Here is a 16,663-nt window from a genome sequence, read left to right on the forward strand (position 1 = left end):
GGACACGGCCGCCGCGACCGGAACCGCGCCCCCGCGCGCGTACCCCCGTGACTCCGGCCGGTCGGGCCCCCCGCACCGGCCGGGCGGCACCCGTCGCACCGGCCGGGCCGGGCCGGACGCATCGGTCGGGCGGGGACCGGTCCCGCACCTGAGAGAATGATGTGCATGGCCTTCGACAGTCCCCGTGTGCTCTCCGGAATCCAGCCCACCGCCGGCTCGTTCCACCTCGGCAACTACCTCGGCGCCGTCCGCCAGTGGGTCGCCCTCCAGGAGACCCACGACGCCTTCTACATGGTCGTGGACCTGCACGCGATCACGATCCCGCAGGACCCGGCCGAGCTGCGCACCAACACCCGGCTCGCCGCCGCCCAGCTGCTCGCCGCCGGTCTCGACCCGGAGCGCTGCACCCTCTTCGTCCAGAGCCACGTCCCGGAGCACGCCCAGCTCGGCTGGGTCATGAACTGCCTCACCGGCTTCGGCGAGGCCTCCCGCATGACCCAGTTCAAGGACAAGTCCGCCAAGCAGGGCGCCGACCGCGCCACCGTCGGCCTCTTCACGTACCCGATCCTCCAGGTCGCCGACATCCTGCTCTACCAGGCGAACGAGGTCCCGGTCGGCGAGGACCAGCGCCAGCACATCGAGCTGACCCGCGACCTCGCGGAGCGGTTCAACGGGCGCTTCGGCGACACCTTCACGATCCCCTCGCCGTACATCCTGAAGGAGACGGCGAAGATCTACGACCTCCAGGACCCCTCGGTCAAGATGAGCAAGTCGGCCTCCACGCCGAAGGGCCTCATCAACCTCCTGGACGACCCGAAGGCCACCGCGAAGAAGGTCAGGAGCGCCGTCACCGACACCGACACGGTGATCCGCTTCGACCCGGAGAACAAGGCCGGCGTCTCCAACCTCCTCACCATCCTGTCCACCCTCACCGGCACCTCCGTCCCCGACCTGGTGACGTCCTACGAGGGCAGGATGTACGGCGCGCTCAAGACGGACCTCGCCGAGGTGATGGTGGACTTCGTCACGCCGTTCCGGGCCCGCACCCAGGAATACCTGGACGACCCGGAGACGCTGGACTCCATCCTGGCCAAGGGCGCGGAGAAGGCCCGCGCGGTCGCCGCCGAGACCCTGGCGCAGACGTACGAGCGGATGGGCCTCCTGCCCGCCAAGCACTGAGTCCTGGGACCCTGGCCACGAGGGTGGTGCAGGCCGCACACTGGCGGCTGCACCACCCGCACGCCACCCGCACACGCGACGGCACCGATACGCACCGGACGACGGAGGAGAACGACGTGGGGACCGTAACGCTCGGCGTTTCGATCGCGGTCCCGGAGCCCTACGGCAGCCTGCTCCAGGAGCGGCGCGCCGGCTTCGGGGACCGGGCCGCGCACGGCATCCCCACCCACGTCACCCTCGTCCCGCCGACCGAGGTCCCCCGGGAGCGGCTGCCGGAGATCGAGGCGCACCTCGCGCGCGTGGCCACCGGCTACCAGCCCTTCCCCGTCCGCCTGAAGGGCACCGGGACCTTCCGGCCGCTCTCCCCGGTGGTCTACGTGAGGCTGGCGGAGGGCGTGACGTCCTGCGACCGGCTCCAGCAGCGGATCAGGGACGAGGCCGGGCCGCTCGTGCGCGCCCTCCAGTTCCCGTACCACCCGCACGTCACCGTGGCGCACGGCATCTCCGAGGAGGGGATGGACCGGGCCTTCGAGGAGCTCGCCGGGTACGAGGCGGCCTGGACCTGCCGCTCCTTCGCGCTGTACGAGCAGGGCGCGGACCAGGTGTGGCGCAAGCTGTACGACTACGAGTTCGGCGGCGGCCACCCGACCCGCGCCGTCCCGGCGCAGGGCGGCAGCCCGGTCGACACGCCGTCGGCCGCGCCGAGCGCCTGAGCGCCCGGCGCGGGCCGCGGAGGGCTCACACCGGCAGCCGCCGGTACAGCGGCCTCGGCACGTGCCGCACCGCCGCCGTCACCATCCGCAGCGCCCCCGGCACCCACACCGTCTCCGAGCGGCGCCGCAGCCCCAGCTCGATCGCGCCCGCGACCGCCTCCGGGGTGGTCGCGAACGGCTCCTCCGGGCGCCCCGCCACCGCCCCGGAGCGCACGGACCCGGGCCGCACCACCATCACGTGGACCCCGGTGCCGTACAGCGCGTCCCCGAGCCCCTGGGCGAAGACGTCGAGCCCCGCCTTCGAGGAGCCGTAGATGAAGTCGGCGCGGCGGGCCCGTTCGGCCGCCACCGAGGAGAGCACCACGAGCGAGCCGTGCCCCTGCGCCTGGAGCGCGCCCGCGCACACCAGGCCGGCCGAGACGGCGCCGGTGTAGTTGGTCCCGGCGACCCGGGCGGCGGCGACCGGGTCGGACTCGTCGCGCGCCTGGTCGCCCGGGACCCCGAAGGCGAGCAGCACCATGTCGACGTCGCCCGCCGCGAAGACCGGGCCGAGCCGCTCCTCGTGCGACGCGGGGTCGAGCGCGTCGAAGGGGACGGTCCGCACCCCGGCCCCCAGCGCCCGCAGCGAGTCGGCGGCGGCGTCGAGGGCGGGGGAGGGGCGGCCGGCCAGGTGGACCGTACGGGTGCGCCGGGCGATCATCCGGCGGGCCGTGGCGAGCCCGATCGCGGAGGTGCCGCCGAGGACGAGCAGGGACTGGGGCGCACCGAAGGCGTCCTTCACGAGCAACTCCTGGAGAGTCCTAGAGGGAGAGACGGCGGGAGAGGTCCGAGGCGAGGACGGACCGGGGGTCGAGCGCGGCCCGCAGGGCCCGGAACTCGTCGAGCCGCGGGTACATCGCGGCCAGGACCTCCGGCCGCACCCGCGCGTCCCCGGCCAGGTACACCCGCCCGCCGGCCTCCGCGACCTCCTCGTCGAGCGCGTCGAGGAAGGCGCCGAGCCCGGGCAGGCCGGTGGGCAGGCCGAGGGACAGGGACCAGCCGGGCAGGGGGAAGGAGAGCGGCCCGGGGCCGCCCGGACCGAACCGCTTGAGGACGGCGGGCAGGACGGGCCAGCGCCGGTCCGCGATCCGCCGCACGATCCCCCGGAGCGTCTCCTCCCGCCCGTACGGGAGGACGAACCGGTACGGGACGGAGCCCCCGGGCCCGTACAGCCGGTTCCAGTGCGGGACGGCGTCGAGCGGGTGGAAGAAGCCGGACAGCGGCCGGAGCCGGCCGGTGGCCGCGCGGGGCGCGGCCCGGTACCAGAGCTCGCCGAAGAGCCCGGCGGAGGCGCGGCCGAGCAGCCCGTCGGGGACGTGCGGCGGCGGGCCGGGCAGCCGTCCGGGCCGGAAGGCGAGCGGCGCCCGGCGGGCCGGGTGGCGGCGGGGCAGTGCCTCGTACGGGGTGGGGTTGCCGCGCGTGAGGACGGCGCGGCCGGTGGCGGCGCCCCGGGCGAGCAGGTCGATCCGGGCGGTGGAGTGCCGGTACCGGTGGTCGCCCCCGGCGAGCAGGGCGAGGAGTTCGTCGAGGTCGCGGGCGCGCTCGGTGTCCACGGTCATCAGGGAGGTCTCGACGGCCGGCAGCCGCAGGACGGCGGAGAGGACGACGCCGGTCAGGCCCATGCCGCCGGTGGTGGCGTCGAAGAGCGGGGTGCCGGGCCGGACGGTCCTGACCTCCCCGTCGGGGGTGAGCAGCCTGAGCGAGGCCACGTGCCGGCCGAAGGAGCCGGCGGCGTGCTGGTTCCCGCCGTGGACGTCGGCGGCGATCGCGCCGCCGACCGTCACGTGCCGGGTGGCGGGCACGACGGGGACGAACCGGCCGAGCGGCAGCAGGACCTCCATCAGCCGGTGCAGGCTCACGCCCGCCTCGCAGTCGACGAGCCCCGTGCGCGCGTCGACGGCGCGGATCCGGTCGAGGCCGGTCATGTCGAGGACGGTGCCGCCGGCGTTCTGGGCGGCGTCGCCGTGGGCGCGGCCGAGACCGCGGGCGATCACGCCCCGGCCGCCGGGGGCCCGGAGGGCGGCGGCCGCCTCGGCGGGGTCTCGGGGCCGGTGCACGCGCGCGAGGGTGGGGGCGGTGCGGCCCCAGCCGGTGAGGGCTTCGCAGTCGTCGTCCGGGACGCGGGTCTCGACAGCCATGGAGCCGACCGTATAGGCGTCAATGTCGCTTATGGCGGGATTGCACGATATTCCCGGGCGGTTCGTCGAAAGGGTGATGATCCGACGGAAGGAGGATCGGACGGGAGTCCCGGCACCCGACCCCATGTCGATCGCGCGCACGAGGGCCCGGCGGGGGGATTCTCGTACTCCGGTCACCCGCGCACCGCACGGATCGAGGGGTACACGCACGACATGGACTGGCTGACGAAGCTCCCCGTCATCGGCCCCTGGGCCGCCCGCCTCATGCGGACCCACGCCTGGCGCGCGTACGAGACCCTGGACCGGGCCCACTGGACGCGGCTCGCGGCCGCCATCACCTTCCTCTCCTTCCTCGCCCTCTTCCCGCTCATCACCGTCACCGCCGCGATCGGCGCCGCGCTCCTCAGCGACGAGCAGCTCGACCGGATCGAGGAGAAGGTCGGCGAGCAGGTGCCCGGCATCTCCGACCAGCTGAACATCGGCGGACTCGTCGACAACGCCGGCACCGTCGGGATCGTCGCCGGCGCCCTGCTCCTCTTCACCGGCATCAGCTGGATCGGCTCCATGCGGGAGTGCCTGCGCGCGGTGTGGGGCCTCGACGACGTCGAGGGCAACCCGATCCTGCTCAAGGGCAAGGACGCGATCGTCCTGGTCGGCCTCGGCGGCGTCGCCCTCGGCTCGCTGGCCGCCTCCTGGCTCGGCTCCACCGCCGTCGGCTGGAGCGCCGAGCGGCTCGGCCTCTCCGAGGGCGGGGCGGGCGGCGTCCTGCTCCAGACCGCCGCCGTCCTCGTCGGCGTCGTCGCCGACTTCCTGATCCTGCTGTACGTCCTGTCCCTGCTGCCCGGCGTCGAGCCGCCCCGCAAGGAGCTCGTGGTGGCCTCGCTCATGGGCGCGGTCGGCTTCGAACTCCTCAAGCTGCTGCTCGGCGGCTACATGAAGGGGGTCGCGGCGAAGTCGATGTACGGGGCGTTCGGCGTCCCCGTCGCCCTGCTCCTCTGGATCAACCTCACCGCGAAACTGCTGCTGTTCTGCGCCGCGTGGACGGCCGCGGCCGCGCCGGGGAAGGACGCGGCCCCCTCCTCGTCCGGTGACGACGGGGCCCCCGGCGCCGACAAGGCCGCGGCCCCCGGCTTCGACAAGGGCGGGGCGTCCGGCTCCGGCGGCTCCGGGTCTACTGTTCTCCGACCCGGTCGCGGCGACGGGCCACGGCCGGCGGCCAGCGACGGTTGACCAGGAAGGCGGCGCCCGAGAGGAGCGCGACGAACCCGCCCGCCACGCCCAGCGCGGTCCAGGCTCCGCCGGTCCGCCCCGCCGCGACCGCGTGGACGGGCGGCGCCGGAAGGGTCTTCCCGGTCGCCGGGTCCACCGCGCCGGCGGACACGGGCGACGTCGTGCGGGCCGAGAGCGGCGGCACCAGCTCGCCCACCGGCTCGACCTTCCCGAGCGACGCGAAGCCCCAGTCGAACAGGCGGGCGGTCTCCCGGTAGACGGCGTGCTGCTCCTTGGAGGACGGGTTCATCACGGTGACGAGCAGGACCCTGCCGTTCCGCTCCGCGACCCCCGTGAAGGTCGCGCCCGCGTGCGTGGTGTTGCCGTTCTTGACCCCGGCGATGCCCTGGTACGGCGGAACGCCGAAGTCACCCGTGAGCAGCCGGTTGGTGTTCTGGATCTCGAAGGTCCCGCGCTTCTTCTCGCCCGGCTTCTGTATGCCGGGGAAGGTGGCGCGGGCCGTGGCGGCGTACTCGCGGAAGTCCGGCTTCGTCATGCCGTTGCGGGCGATGAGGGTGAGGTCGTACGCGGAGGAGACCTGGCCCGGGGCGTCGTAGCCGTCCGGGGAGATCACCTTGGTGTCGAGCGCCTGGAGCTCGACCGCCTGGGCGTTCATGTCCTCCACGGTCTGCTTCAGACCGTGGTTCATGTTCGTCAGGACGTGCACGGCGTCGTTGCCGGAGCGCAGGAAGACGCCGAGCCACAGGTCGTGGACGCTGTAGGTCTGCTTCTCCTTGACGCCGACCAGGCTGGAGCCCACTCCCATGCCCGCCAGGTCCTGCCCGGTGACCAGGTGGTTCCGCGTCTTGGGGAACTTCGGCAGCAGGGTGTCCGCGAAGAGCATCTTCAGGGTGGAGGCCGGGGCGAGCGGCCAGTGCGCGTTGTGCGAGGCGAGGACCTCGCCGTTCTCCGCGTCCGCGACGATCCAGGAGCGGGCCGACAGCTCCTTGGGCAGCACCGGGGCCCCGGCCTTGAGCCGCACCTGTGTCCCGGGCAGGCCGAGCAGGGCGCCGCCGACCTTGGACATGGAGGGCGGCGGCTTGGGCTGCGTGTCCTGGGAGTCCTTCCCGTCCGCGTGGGCCGCGGGCGCGGAGAGGACGAGCGGGAGGAACACAGCAGCGGCGACCGCCCAGGCGGTCTTCTTCGAAGCAGACACGGTCGTGAACGTACAGGTACGGAACAGAGATCCGAACCCGGGAAGGCCATTCGACCGCGTTCGTCCACCCGGGGGCGTGAAACCCCGCCGCCGCAACCGCTGGTTCCCGCTCGCGTTCGGGGCACGGAGCCGGCGCATCGGCATCACCTTTCGTACGTCACTGGCCCGGAGGGGGCACGCTCACGCCCTCCAAGACGCCGACGGGCCCGCCGGGGATCCGGATGCGGCCCTTTTCGTCCGGCAGATCCGGCCGACGGGCCCGCTCCGGCCGGTGCGCCCCCTACCTCCGGTGCGCCCGGACGCCCCGGAGGCCGATCACGCCGACGGCCGTCCCCAGGACGAAGGAGGTGACGGCGAGCAGCAGGTGCACCCAGAAGTACGCCGTCGGGTCCCCCGCGTCGTCGAAGGCGAGACCGCTCCCGTCCTTCCAGAGGTTCTTGACGAAGGTCACCCAGATCACCCAGGACCAGATCCCGAACGCGAGCAGGAACCAGGAGACGCGGCGGCTGAGCTTCATGAGGTGTCCTTCGGGGAGGGCGGGTCGTTCCCCGCCAGTATCGAACCGCCCCCGCCGGGCCCCGGAGGCGGGTCTCTGTACGCTGGGCCCGGCCGCGCCCGGGATCGACGGGTCGCGCGGGGGCGCGCGTCGCACGGGCGCCCAGAAGGAGAAGGGGTTCCGGACCGTGGTCGTCCTCCTGCTGGTCCTGGTCGTGGTCCTCGCCCTGCTCGGCGGCGTCCACTGGTACGTGTGGCGGCGCCTCGTCCGCGACGTGACGGCGCCCGGCGGCCTGCCGCGCCGTCTGGGCACGGCCGCCGTCGTGGCCCTGCCGCTGTTCTCGCTCGCGGCCCTGGTCTCCTCCCGCGCCGGCGTGCCCTTCCGGCTCCAGCAGGTGCTCGCCTGGCCGGGGCAGCTGTGGCTCGCCGTGCTCCTGTACCTGGTCCTGGCCCTGCTGGTGGGCGAGGCCGTCCGCCCGCTCCTGCGCACCTGGCTCGCCCGCCGGACGCCCGCCGCCGCCGTCACGGCCCCCGAGCCGGTGCCGGTGTCGGTGCCGGCGGCCGCCCCGGAACCCGCGCCCGCCGCGACCGGCCCCGCGACGGGCCCCGCGACCGGCCTCGCGACGGGTCCCGCAGACCCCACCGACCCCTCCCGCCGTCTCTTCGTCTCCCGGGTCGTGGGCGGCGCGGCCGCCGCCGTCGCCCTCGGGACCGTCGGACACGGCACGTACGGCGTGCTGCGCGGGCCCCGCGTCAAGCGGGTCACCGTGCCGCTCGCCAAGATCCCGCGCGCCGCGCACGGCTACCGGATCGCCGTCGTGTCCGACATCCACCTGGGCCCGATCCTGGGCCGCGCCCACACCGAGCGCATCGTGGCCACGATCAACTCCACCCAGCCCGACCTGATCGCGGTCGTCGGCGACCTCGTCGACGGCACCGTCGCGGACCTCGGCTCCGCCGCCGAACCGCTCGCCCGGCTCCGAGCCCGCCACGGCTCCTTCTTCGTGACCGGCAACCACGAGTACTTCTCGGGCGCCGACGCCTGGGTCGACCACGTGCGCGAACTCGGCCTGCGCCCGCTGCGCAACGAGCGCCTGGAGATCGCGGCCGGCTTCGACCTCGCGGGCGTCGACGACGTTGCGGGCGAGAGCGAGGGGCGGGGCCCCGACTTCGGCCGCGCCCTCGGCGACCGCGACCGGGCCCGCGCCGCCGTCCTCCTCGCCCACCAGCCGATCGTCGTCCACGACGCCGTGCGCCACGGCGTGGACCTCCAGCTCTCCGGCCACACCCACGGCGGCCAGCTCTGGCCAGGCGACCTCCTCGCCGGACTGGCCAACCCGACCGTCGCCGGACTCGAGCGCTACGGCGACACCCAGCTGTACGTCTCGCGGGGCGCGGGCGCCTGGGGACCCCCGGTCCGGGTCGGCGCCCCCTCCGACATCACCGTCGTCGAACTCGCCTCGAAACAGGCCTGAGAAGGCCCGGCCGCTCCCCGCACGGAGAGTGATACGCGCTGCTCACCGCCGTGAATTCTCATATCCCGGACATATGCCTGTGGTGTGAAAGTTTTCCCTTCCACTTGTGAAGGCCGTGTGATGGGATGACGCCATCGCGGCGGTACCGGGGGCCCCGCACCTGGGGTGGTACCGGAAAAAGGAAGCACGGCAATGCGGTCGACGGTCCGTCTGCGGATCCTCATCACTTGTGGAGTACTGGTCGCGGCCGGGGCGGGAGGCTGGCAGCTCCTGCCCTCCGACGGCGTCAGGACCGATCCGATCGCCGTCGGCACCACCGACGAGATCACCTCGCTCGACCCGGCCGGCGCCTACGACGCCGGTTCCTGGGCGATCTACAGCAACGTCTACCAGTCCCTCCTGACGTTCAAGCCGGGCTTCACCGAGCCGGTGCCGGACGCCGCCGAGAGCTGCGGGTTCGCGGGCTCCGGCCTCACCACGTACCGGTGCACGCTCCGCGACGACCTCACCTTCTCCAACGGCCGCAGGATGACCGCCGAGGACGTCGAGTACTCCTTCGAGCGCATGCTGGGCATCAAGACGGACGTCGGCCCGCAGCCGCTCTTCCCGACGCTGAGGAGCGTCGACTCCCAGGGCCGGACCGTCACCTTCCACCTCAGCGCCAAGGACGTCACGTTCCCGCTGAAGCTGGCCACCGGCGCCGGTTCGATCGTGGACCGCGAGCGTTACCCGGCGAAGAAGCTGCGCCCCGACGCGGCGGTCGACGGCTCGGGGCCGTACGTCCTCAAGGAGTACAAGCTGGGCGTGTCCGCCCTCCTGGAGCCCAACCCGCGCTACAAGGGCGCCGTCACCAAGGCCGGTCACCCGGTCCTCGTGAAGTACTACGCCAAGTCCGAGGAGCTCGCCGGCGCCTGGAAGGCGAAGGACGTGCAGGTCACGCACCGGCAGCTCCCGCCGGACTTCGTCTCCGAGCTGGAGGCGGTGGACGGCACCCGGGTCACCGAGGCGGAGAGCGCCGAGATCCGCAACCTCAACTTCAACGTCCGTCCCGGCTCGCCCATGGCGGACAGGGCCGTGCGGCAGGCCGTCGCGGCGGTCCTCGACCGCCCGGCGATCACCACCGGTGCCTACAAGGGCACGGTCGAGCCGCTGTACTCCCTCATCCCGCAGGGCTTCGTCGGCCACAGCACCGCGTTCTACGACCGCTACCCGGAGCCCAGCAGCGCGAAGGCGAGGAAGATCCTGAAGGACGCCGGGATCGCCACCCCCGTGAAGTTCACCTTCGGCTTCCGCCAGGACGACACCTACGCGGCCGAGACGACCGAGATCGAGCGGCAGCTGGAGGAGACCGGCCTCTTCGAGGTCGAGACCGTCGAGGTGAAGTGGGAGGACTTCCAGAAGCAGTACGCGAAGGGCGACTTCGACGCGTACACCGTCGGCTGGCTCCCCGACTTCCCCGACTCCGACAGCTTCACCGCCCCGCTCGTCGGCACCGGGAACACCCTGCACAACGGCTTCTCCGACCGGCTGATCGATTCCCTGATCGCCTCGACGCAGCGGTTCAGCGACCGTTCGCGGGCGACGGAGGACTTCAAGGCGATCCAGAGCGAGGTCGCCGACGACGTCCCGCTCGTGCCGCTGTGGCAGAAGAAGGACTACGTCCTCTCCACGGAGACGGTCGCGGGCTCCCCGTACCTGACGGACGGCACCGGCATCTGGCGCCTGTGGGAACTGAACTGGATCTAGTGGTCGTGGGGGGAGTCGTACGGCTCCCCCCGCCCCCCTGCCCCTACTGCTTCGCGCCCGCCCGCTTCGGCTTGCCCGAGGCCGCCATCCCGGCCGCCGTCGGCATGAAGTCGGCGAGCAGCTCGTGGGTCTCCTTGACCAGCGGGCGCAGGATCCGGAAGCGGGAGAGCGAGATCGCGCGGGCGGTGACCGGCGCGAGCCGCTCCACGAGCCGGCGGCTGTTGGCGGCCCCCTCCGACCGGTCGTACACCCAGAAGAGCACCAGGCCCATCTGCTGGAGCCACAGCAACTGCGGCAGGGCCTCGCTCAGTTCGGGGTCGATCTTCACCGAGGCCCCGGAGATGACGCGCCGGTGCACCTCGATCGCGGCCTCGCGCGGCCCCTCCGACTCGGGCGAGAACGGGCTGAGCGGGCTGTCCGGGTCGGCGGCGTTCTTGAAGAACTGCGAGGCGAACTCGTGGTACGGCTCCGCGATGTCCAGCCACCCGAGGTAGACCCCCCGGATGCGGGCCGTCAGGTCCTTCTCGCCCCCGGTCAGGATGGGCTCGACGGCCGCCTGGTGCTCCTCGGCGATCCGGTCGTAGAAACCCTGGACCAGGTGCTCCTTGGAGGAGAAGTAGTAGTACGCGTTGCCGACGGAGACTCCGGCCTCCTGGGCGATGGCCCGCATCGTCGTCTTGTCGTAACCGCGCTCCTTGAACAGCCGGAGCGCGGTTTCGAGGATGAGCGTGCGGGTCTGCTCGCTCTTGGGGGCCTTCTTCTCTTCCTTCTCTTCCTTCACGGAGCCGAGCCTAACCGGGCGGGCCGGGCACCTCGCAGCGCCCGTCCCCGCAGCCGTCCCCGCCGGACCCCTTGAGGGCCTCGCGCCACTTGGCGGCGGCCAGGACGGTCATCCGGGCGAAGGGCCGCCCGGCGGGGGTGGCCAGCCAGTGGGCCCTGGGCCGGTGCTCGGCGAGGGCCCAGAGGCAGACGATCCAGGCGGCGGTCTCCCGGTAGACCTGGCCCCGGTCCCCGATCACGGTGATCTCCCGCAGGGTGGCGGCGTGGTCGAGGGCCGGGAACCGGCGCCGGGCCTCCTGGGACCCGGCCGGCACCAGGTCGAGCGGGACGAGCTGCCGCTGCCGCAGCAGCCAGTGCCGCAGGTGCACGCAGAGCGGGCAGTCGGCGTCGTACAGCACGGTCAGGCGCGTCACGGGCGTCCGCGGGGCGAGGGCCCCCGGTGCGGGGGCCCGTCCGGGTGCGGTGGACACGGCGGGTCAGCCCTGCGGAGCGGGCGGGGCCCAGGGGCCGGCCTTGGGGGCGGCGGTCCAGCCCTGCGGGCCGACCGGCGGCACCTGCTCGCGCTCCATGACCCCGCGCCGGCGGATCTTGTTGAGCACGTACACGTTCCCGAGGTGCATCACGCCGAGGACGAGCAGCACCACCCCGAGCTTGACGGAGAGGGCCTCGAAGAGCGCCCGGGCGTCGAGGACGGCGTGGTCCTGGCTCAGGTAGAGGGCGACGAAGCCGAAGTTGACGAGGTAGAAGCCGACCACCAGGAGGTGGTTGACGGCCTCCGCGAGCTTCTCGTTCCCATGCAGGACGTCCGCCAGGAAGATCCTTCCGTTGCGGCTGAGCGTGCGGGCGACCCAGACGGTGAGGGCCACGGCGATCAGCAGGTAGACGATGTACGCGACGACAGTGAGGTCCATGCCCCACCCTCCCTTGAACACGTTCAAAAGCTGGCGGTGACGACTGTAGACCTCCTCTTGAACGTGTTCAAGTGGGGGAGGGGGAAAGCGGTGGCCGTCCGGACCGCGACCGTCTAGGGTCGCGCGGATGACGCTCTCTCACGATCTGGCCGGCACCGGCCCCTCGACCGTCGTCCTGCTGCACTCCGGGGTCTGCGACCGCCGGATGTGGGACGTGCCGTTCTCCGCGCTCGCCGAAGCGGGACACCGCGTCGTCCGCTGCGACCTGCGCGGCTACGGCGAGACCCCCATCGACGCCCCGCACACCCACGCCGAGGACGTCCGCGAGCTGCTCGACCACCTCGGCGCCGACCGCGCCGCCGTCGTCGGCTCCTCCTTCGGCGGCGAGGTCGCCCTGGAGTTCGCCGCCCGCCACCCCGGGCGCGTCCAGGCCCTCGCCCTGCTCTGCTCCGGCATGCCCGGCATGGAGCCGAGCGAGGAGCTGCGGGCCTGGGGCGGCCGTGAGCGCGACCTGCTCGTCGCGGGCGACATCGACGCCGCCGTCGAGCTCAACGTCGACACCTGGCTCGGCCCCGAGGCCGACGAGAAGGCCCGCGCCCTCGTCCGGGAGATGCAGCGCCACGTCTTCGACGTGCAGCTCCCCGTCCCCGACGAGCACGCCCCGGTCGACCCCGGGATCACGAAGGACGAGCTGCCCCGGATCCAGGCACCCGCCCTGGTGGTCTCCGGCGCCCACGACGTCCCCGACTTCCGTGCGGTCGCCGGTGAACTGGCCGCCCTGCTGCCCGCCGCCCGCCGCCTCGACCTCGACTGGGCCGGCCACCTCCCCGCCCTGGAGCGCCCGGAGGAGACCGCCCGCCTGCTCACCGCCTTCCTGGCGGAGGCCCTGGCACCGGTCTAGGAGCGTCCCGCCGAGCGCGCCGGAAGTCCCGCCCGCCGGTGTCGCCGGGGAGGGGGACGCGCCCGCCCCCGACGTACGATCGCCCCATGGATCCGACCCCCGCGCTCCCCGGCCCCCCGGAACGGCGCGACTGGACCGACGGGCACGTCGCCCGCTGGCAGCCCGTCCTGCCTGCCCTCGACCCCGTCGTCGAGGGCGCGGTCACCCGGATGAAGAAGCTCTCGGTCCACCTGCGCCGGGTCAGGGAGCAGTCGCTCGTCGACTTCGACCTGGAGCGCCACGAGTTCGACACGCTCCACAAGCTGGCCGGCCGCGGCGGCAGCGCCGCCCCCTCCGAACTGGCGCAGGACCTCGATCTGGCCCCCGCCTCCGTCTCGGGCCGCCTCGACGCCCTGGAGAAGCGCGGCTTCGTCCGGCGCACCCAGTCGACCACCGACCGGCGCCGGGTCGTCGTCGAGCTCACCGCCTCCGGCCGCGAGACCTGGCTCGGCGCGACGGACGTCCTCGGCCACGAGGAGTACCGGCTCCTCGGCGTCCTCGACCCCGAGGAGCGCGCCCTGCTCAACGACATGCTGCGCCGCGTGATGGTGGCGGCGGAGGCGGGCGACGACCCCGCCCCCTGGCGCGGCTGACGCCCGCCGGGAGCCGGTCCGGTCCGGACCGTCAGACGCTCAGCGAGCGCGCGAAGTTGAGCTGACCCATCACCCAGTGGACGGTGTTCGGATTCGTCACCGGGATCATCGTCACGTGGTGACGGCCCCCGCTGGTCACGGTGACCTGGACGAAGCCCGTGGTCTGCTTCTCCTTCATCAGGAGGAACAGCAGACCGAGGAGGCACAGCAACGCGAAGACGATCGCGAGCACGATCGCGACCGTCGGGATCTTCTCCTCGGTCCGCGACATGTCCATCGCGTTCCACACCGCGCCCTTCAGGGGCATCTCCCCGGCCGGCGTGACGATCCGGTCCCCGACGACCGTGATGTCACCGAGCGCGAGGAGCGGCGCGGCCCCGGCCGGCCCCGCCGGCGGGAACGGCTGCGGCACGGGCACGCCCGCGGCGAGCGTCGGCCGGTACGCGGGCGGCTGCGGGTACCCGTACCCCGGGGGCACGTCCTGCGGGTACCCGTACGCCGGGGTCCCGGGCGCGCCGCCCTGCCCCGGTGCCTGCCCCGGCCCCCACTCGTACTCGCCGTCCGCGTAAGGGTTCGGCTCGCTCATCAGTCCCCGCTCTCCACAACGACACGCACGACACGCACCTGCGCGTGCGGACGGAAAAGCCCGCTTCCGCACGCCGAGCGTACAGAAGCGGGCTCCGGGGCCGTACCGCGGTTCAGAAACGACGCGTGATCAGCGCGCGCTTCACTTCCTGGATCGCCTTGGTGACCTCGATGCCGCGCGGGCAGGCGTCCGTGCAGTTGAACGTCGTACGGCAGCGCCACACGCCGTCCTTGTCGTTCAGGATCTCCAGGCGCTGCTCGCCCGCGTCGTCGCGCGAGTCGAAGATGAAGCGGTGCGCGTTGACGATCGCGGCCGGACCGAAGTACTGGCCGTCGTTCCAGAAGACCGGGCAGGACGACGTGCACGCGGCGCACAGGATGCACTTGGTGGTGTCGTCGAAGCGCTCGCGGTCCTCGGCGGACTGCAGGCGCTCGCGGGTCGGCTCGTTCCCCTTGGTGACCAGGAACGGCATGACGTCCCGGTACGCCTGGAAGAACGGCTCCATGTCCACGACCAGGTCCTTGAGGACCGTGAGGCCCTTGATGGCCTCGACCGTGATCGGCTTCTCGGGGTTGATGTCCTTGATCAGCGTCTTGCAGGCGAGCCTGTTCTTGCCGTTGATCCGCATCGCGTCCGAGCCGCAGATGCCGTGGGCGCACGACCGGCGGAAGGTCAGCGTGCCGTCGACGTCCCACTTGATCTTGTGGAGGGCGTCGAGCACGCGCTCCTTGGGGTCGATCTCGATCTGGAAGTCCTCCCAGACCGCCGCGTCCGAGATCTCGGGGTTGAAGCGGCGGATCCGCATCGTGACCGTGATGTACGGCGAGGCGGCGGAGTCCTTCTCGACCTTGTCCAGTACGGGAGTAGCCATCAGTACTTACGCTCCATCGGCTGGTAGCGGGTCTGGACGACCGGCTTGTAGTCGAGACGCACGGTCTCGGAGCCGTCCTTGCCGACCTCGCGGTACGCCATCGTGTGGCGCATGAAGTTGACGTCGTCGCGGTTCGGGTAGTCCTCGCGGTAGTGACCGCCGCGGGACTCCTTGCGCGCCAGGGCCGAGACGGCCATGACCTCGGCCAGTTCGAGCAGGTTGCCCAGCTCGATGGCCTCCAGGAGGTCGGTGTTGAAGCGCTTGCCCTTGTCCTGGATGGACACGTTCTCGTAGCGCTCGCGCAGCTCGGCGATCTTCTCGACGGCCGTCTTGATGGTCTGCTCCGTGCGGAACACCATCACGTTGGCGTCCATCGTCTCCTGGAGCTCGCGGCGCAGGTCGGCGACCCGCTCGTTGCCCGTGGAGTCGCGCAGCTTCTCGATCTGGCCGACGACGAACGCCTCGGGGTTCTCCGGCAGCTCGACGTAGTCGGCCCTGGCGGAGTACTCGGCCGCGGCGATGCCGGACCGCTTGCCGAAGACGTTGATGTCGAGCAGCGAGTTGGTGCCGAGGCGGTTGGCGCCGTGCACCGACACGCAGGCGACCTCGCCGGCCGCGTACAGGCCCGGGACGACGGTGGTGTTGTCCGAGAGGACCTCACCCTCGACGTTGGTCGGGATGCCGCCCATGGCGTAGTGCGCGGTGGGCTGGATCGGGATCGGGTCCGTGTACGGCTCGATGCCGAGGTACGTACGGGCGAACTCGGTGATGTCCGGCAGCTTGGCGTCGAGCTGCTCCGGCGGGAGGTGCGTCAGGTCCAGGTAGACGTGGTCGCCCTCGGGACCGCAGCCGCGGCCCTCGCGGATCTCCGTGTAGATGGAGCGGGAGACGACGTCACGGGACGCGAGGTCCTTCATGACCGGCGCGTACTTCTCCATGAAGCGCTCGCCGTCCTTGTTGCGCAGGATGCCGCCCTCGCCGCGGGCGCCCTCCGTGAGCAGGATGCCCATGCGCCAGATGCCCGTCGGGTGGAACTGGAAGAACTCCATGTCCTCCAGGGGCAGGCCGCGGCGGTAGCAGGCGGCCTGGCCGTCACCGGTGAGGGTGTGCGCGTTGGACGTCACCTTGAAGAACTTGCCGGTGCCGCCGGACGCGTAGATCACGGCCTTGGCCTGGAAGATGTGGATCTCGCCGGTGGCCAGCTCGTAGGCGACGACGCCGGCGGAGTGCTTGACCCCGTCGACCTCGGTGATCAGCTGGTCGAGGACGTAGAACTCGTTGAAGAACTCCACGCCCTCCTTGACGCAGTTCTGGTACAGCGTCTGGAGGATCATGTGGCCGGTGCGGTCCGCGGCGTAGCAGGACCGGCGGACCGGGGCCTCGCCGTGGTTGCGGGAGTGACCGCCGAAGCGGCGCTGGTCGATGGTGCCGTTCGGGGTGCGGTTGAACGGCAGGCCCATCTTCTCCAGGTCGAGGACGGCGTCGATGGCCTCCTTCGCCAGGATCTCGGCGGCGTCCTGGTCGACCAGGTAGTCACCGCCCTTGACCGTGTCGAAGGTGTGCCACTCCCAGTTGTCCTCCTCCACGTTCGCCAGCGCGGCGGCCATGCCGCCCTGCGCGGCGCCCGTGTGGGAGCGGGTGGGGTAGAGCTTCGTGAGCACGGCGGTGCGGCTGCGCTTCGTCGCCTCGATGGCGGCGCGCATGCCGGCTCCGCCGGCGCCGACGATGACGGTGTCGTACTTGTGGATCTTCATGAGTGGATTACCTCAGCC

At 72.4% G+C, this 16,663-nt stretch carries 17 protein-coding genes; 7 read left to right on the forward strand and 10 right to left on the reverse strand.

The genetic code is table 11. From position 1 onward, the window contains the following. Window positions 1–165: 165 nt before the first annotated feature. Together trpS and ACFY7E_RS02510 are read left to right on the forward strand one after the other, a co-directional pair. Complete coding sequence (trpS, locus tag ACFY7E_RS02505) at window positions 166–1,179, forward strand: tryptophan--tRNA ligase (protein ID WP_389479834.1); 1,014 nt, start codon at window positions 166–168, stop codon at window positions 1,177–1,179. Window positions 1,180–1,295: 116 nt separating this feature from the next. Then, on the forward strand, window positions 1,296–1,892 hold the full coding sequence (locus tag ACFY7E_RS02510; RefSeq protein ID WP_389479837.1) for a 2'-5' RNA ligase family protein: 597 nt from the start codon (window positions 1,296–1,298) through the stop codon (window positions 1,890–1,892). 25 nt (window positions 1,893–1,917) lie between these two features. Here ACFY7E_RS02510 and ACFY7E_RS02515 read toward each other — a convergent pair whose 3' ends face one another. Beyond that, window positions 1,918–2,673, reverse strand: a complete 756-nt coding sequence (locus ACFY7E_RS02515) for an SDR family NAD(P)-dependent oxidoreductase (RefSeq protein WP_383434401.1) — start codon at window positions 2,671–2,673, stop codon at window positions 1,918–1,920. Window positions 2,674–2,692: 19 nt separating this feature from the next. Beyond that, complete coding sequence (locus ACFY7E_RS02520) at window positions 2,693–4,069, reverse strand: FAD-binding protein (RefSeq protein WP_389479840.1); 1,377 nt, start codon at window positions 4,067–4,069, stop codon at window positions 2,693–2,695. Window positions 4,070–4,282: 213 nt separating this feature from the next. Between ACFY7E_RS02520 and ACFY7E_RS02525 the strand changes: the two genes are divergently transcribed. Continuing rightward, a complete protein-coding gene (locus tag ACFY7E_RS02525; protein ID WP_389479843.1) occupies window positions 4,283–5,299 on the forward strand; it encodes a YihY/virulence factor BrkB family protein in 1,017 nt (338 codons plus the stop codon). On the opposite strand, the gene ACFY7E_RS02530 is transcribed toward ACFY7E_RS02525, so the two are convergent. After that, entirely contained in the window at window positions 5,241–6,494 is a 1,254-nt protein-coding gene (locus tag ACFY7E_RS02530; RefSeq protein ID WP_389479846.1) for a D-alanyl-D-alanine carboxypeptidase family protein, read from the reverse strand. The two genes, ACFY7E_RS02525 and ACFY7E_RS02530, sit on opposite strands and share 59 nt — an antisense overlap. Before the next feature lie 280 nt (window positions 6,495–6,774). Further along, window positions 6,775–7,011: an SCO4848 family membrane protein gene (locus ACFY7E_RS02535; protein WP_383434389.1), complete on the reverse strand. Its 237-nt coding sequence runs from the start codon at window positions 7,009–7,011 to the stop codon at window positions 6,775–6,777. Window positions 7,012–7,177: 166 nt separating this feature from the next. Between ACFY7E_RS02535 and ACFY7E_RS02540 the strand changes: the two genes are divergently transcribed. Beyond that, complete coding sequence (locus tag ACFY7E_RS02540) at window positions 7,178–8,464, forward strand: metallophosphoesterase (protein ID WP_389479849.1); 1,287 nt, start codon at window positions 7,178–7,180, stop codon at window positions 8,462–8,464. Between the two features lie 192 nt (window positions 8,465–8,656). After that, on the forward strand, window positions 8,657–10,210 hold the full coding sequence (locus tag ACFY7E_RS02545; RefSeq protein ID WP_389479851.1) for an ABC transporter substrate-binding protein: 1,554 nt from the start codon (window positions 8,657–8,659) through the stop codon (window positions 10,208–10,210). Between the two features lie 43 nt (window positions 10,211–10,253). Here ACFY7E_RS02545 and ACFY7E_RS02550 read toward each other — a convergent pair whose 3' ends face one another. From ACFY7E_RS02550 to ACFY7E_RS02560, 3 genes are all read right to left on the reverse strand, one after another. Next, window positions 10,254–10,991: a TetR/AcrR family transcriptional regulator gene (locus ACFY7E_RS02550; RefSeq protein ID WP_389479854.1), complete on the reverse strand. Its 738-nt coding sequence runs from the start codon at window positions 10,989–10,991 to the stop codon at window positions 10,254–10,256. Between the two features lie 10 nt (window positions 10,992–11,001). After that, complete coding sequence (locus ACFY7E_RS02555; RefSeq protein ID WP_389479856.1) at window positions 11,002–11,403, reverse strand: thiol-disulfide oxidoreductase DCC family protein; 402 nt, start codon at window positions 11,401–11,403, stop codon at window positions 11,002–11,004. A 63-nt stretch (window positions 11,404–11,466) separates the two neighbouring features. After that, the gene (locus ACFY7E_RS02560; RefSeq protein WP_389479858.1) at window positions 11,467–11,901 is read right to left on the reverse strand and encodes a hypothetical protein; all 435 of its coding nucleotides are present in this window, start codon (window positions 11,899–11,901) and stop codon (window positions 11,467–11,469) included. Between the two features lie 127 nt (window positions 11,902–12,028). On the opposite strand from ACFY7E_RS02560, the gene ACFY7E_RS02565 reads away from it, so the two are divergent. After that, the gene (locus ACFY7E_RS02565) at window positions 12,029–12,802 is read left to right on the forward strand and encodes an alpha/beta fold hydrolase (RefSeq protein WP_389479860.1); all 774 of its coding nucleotides are present in this window, start codon (window positions 12,029–12,031) and stop codon (window positions 12,800–12,802) included. Window positions 12,803–12,888: 86 nt separating this feature from the next. Further along, window positions 12,889–13,434, forward strand: a complete 546-nt coding sequence (locus tag ACFY7E_RS02570) for a MarR family winged helix-turn-helix transcriptional regulator (protein WP_383434372.1) — start codon at window positions 12,889–12,891, stop codon at window positions 13,432–13,434. Window positions 13,435–13,465: 31 nt separating this feature from the next. Here ACFY7E_RS02570 and ACFY7E_RS02575 read toward each other — a convergent pair whose 3' ends face one another. The 3 genes from ACFY7E_RS02575 to sdhA form a co-directional block, all read right to left on the reverse strand. Continuing rightward, window positions 13,466–14,020 (reverse strand): hypothetical protein, encoded by a 555-nt coding sequence (locus tag ACFY7E_RS02575; protein WP_389479863.1) that lies wholly within the window; start codon window positions 14,018–14,020, stop codon window positions 13,466–13,468. Between the two features lie 112 nt (window positions 14,021–14,132). Next, entirely contained in the window at window positions 14,133–14,891 is a 759-nt protein-coding gene (locus tag ACFY7E_RS02580) for a succinate dehydrogenase iron-sulfur subunit (RefSeq protein ID WP_383434367.1), read from the reverse strand. Next, window positions 14,891–16,645: a succinate dehydrogenase flavoprotein subunit gene (gene sdhA / locus ACFY7E_RS02585; protein WP_383434364.1), complete on the reverse strand. Its 1,755-nt coding sequence runs from the start codon at window positions 16,643–16,645 to the stop codon at window positions 14,891–14,893. Before sdhA ends, ACFY7E_RS02580 begins: the two co-directional genes overlap by 1 nt. Window positions 16,646–16,663: the final 18 nt, after the last annotated feature.

Origin of the sequence: Streptomyces sp. NPDC012825 (assembly GCF_042900925.1) — a bacterium.
Taxonomy (GTDB): Bacteria; Actinomycetota; Actinomycetes; order Streptomycetales; family Streptomycetaceae; genus Streptomyces.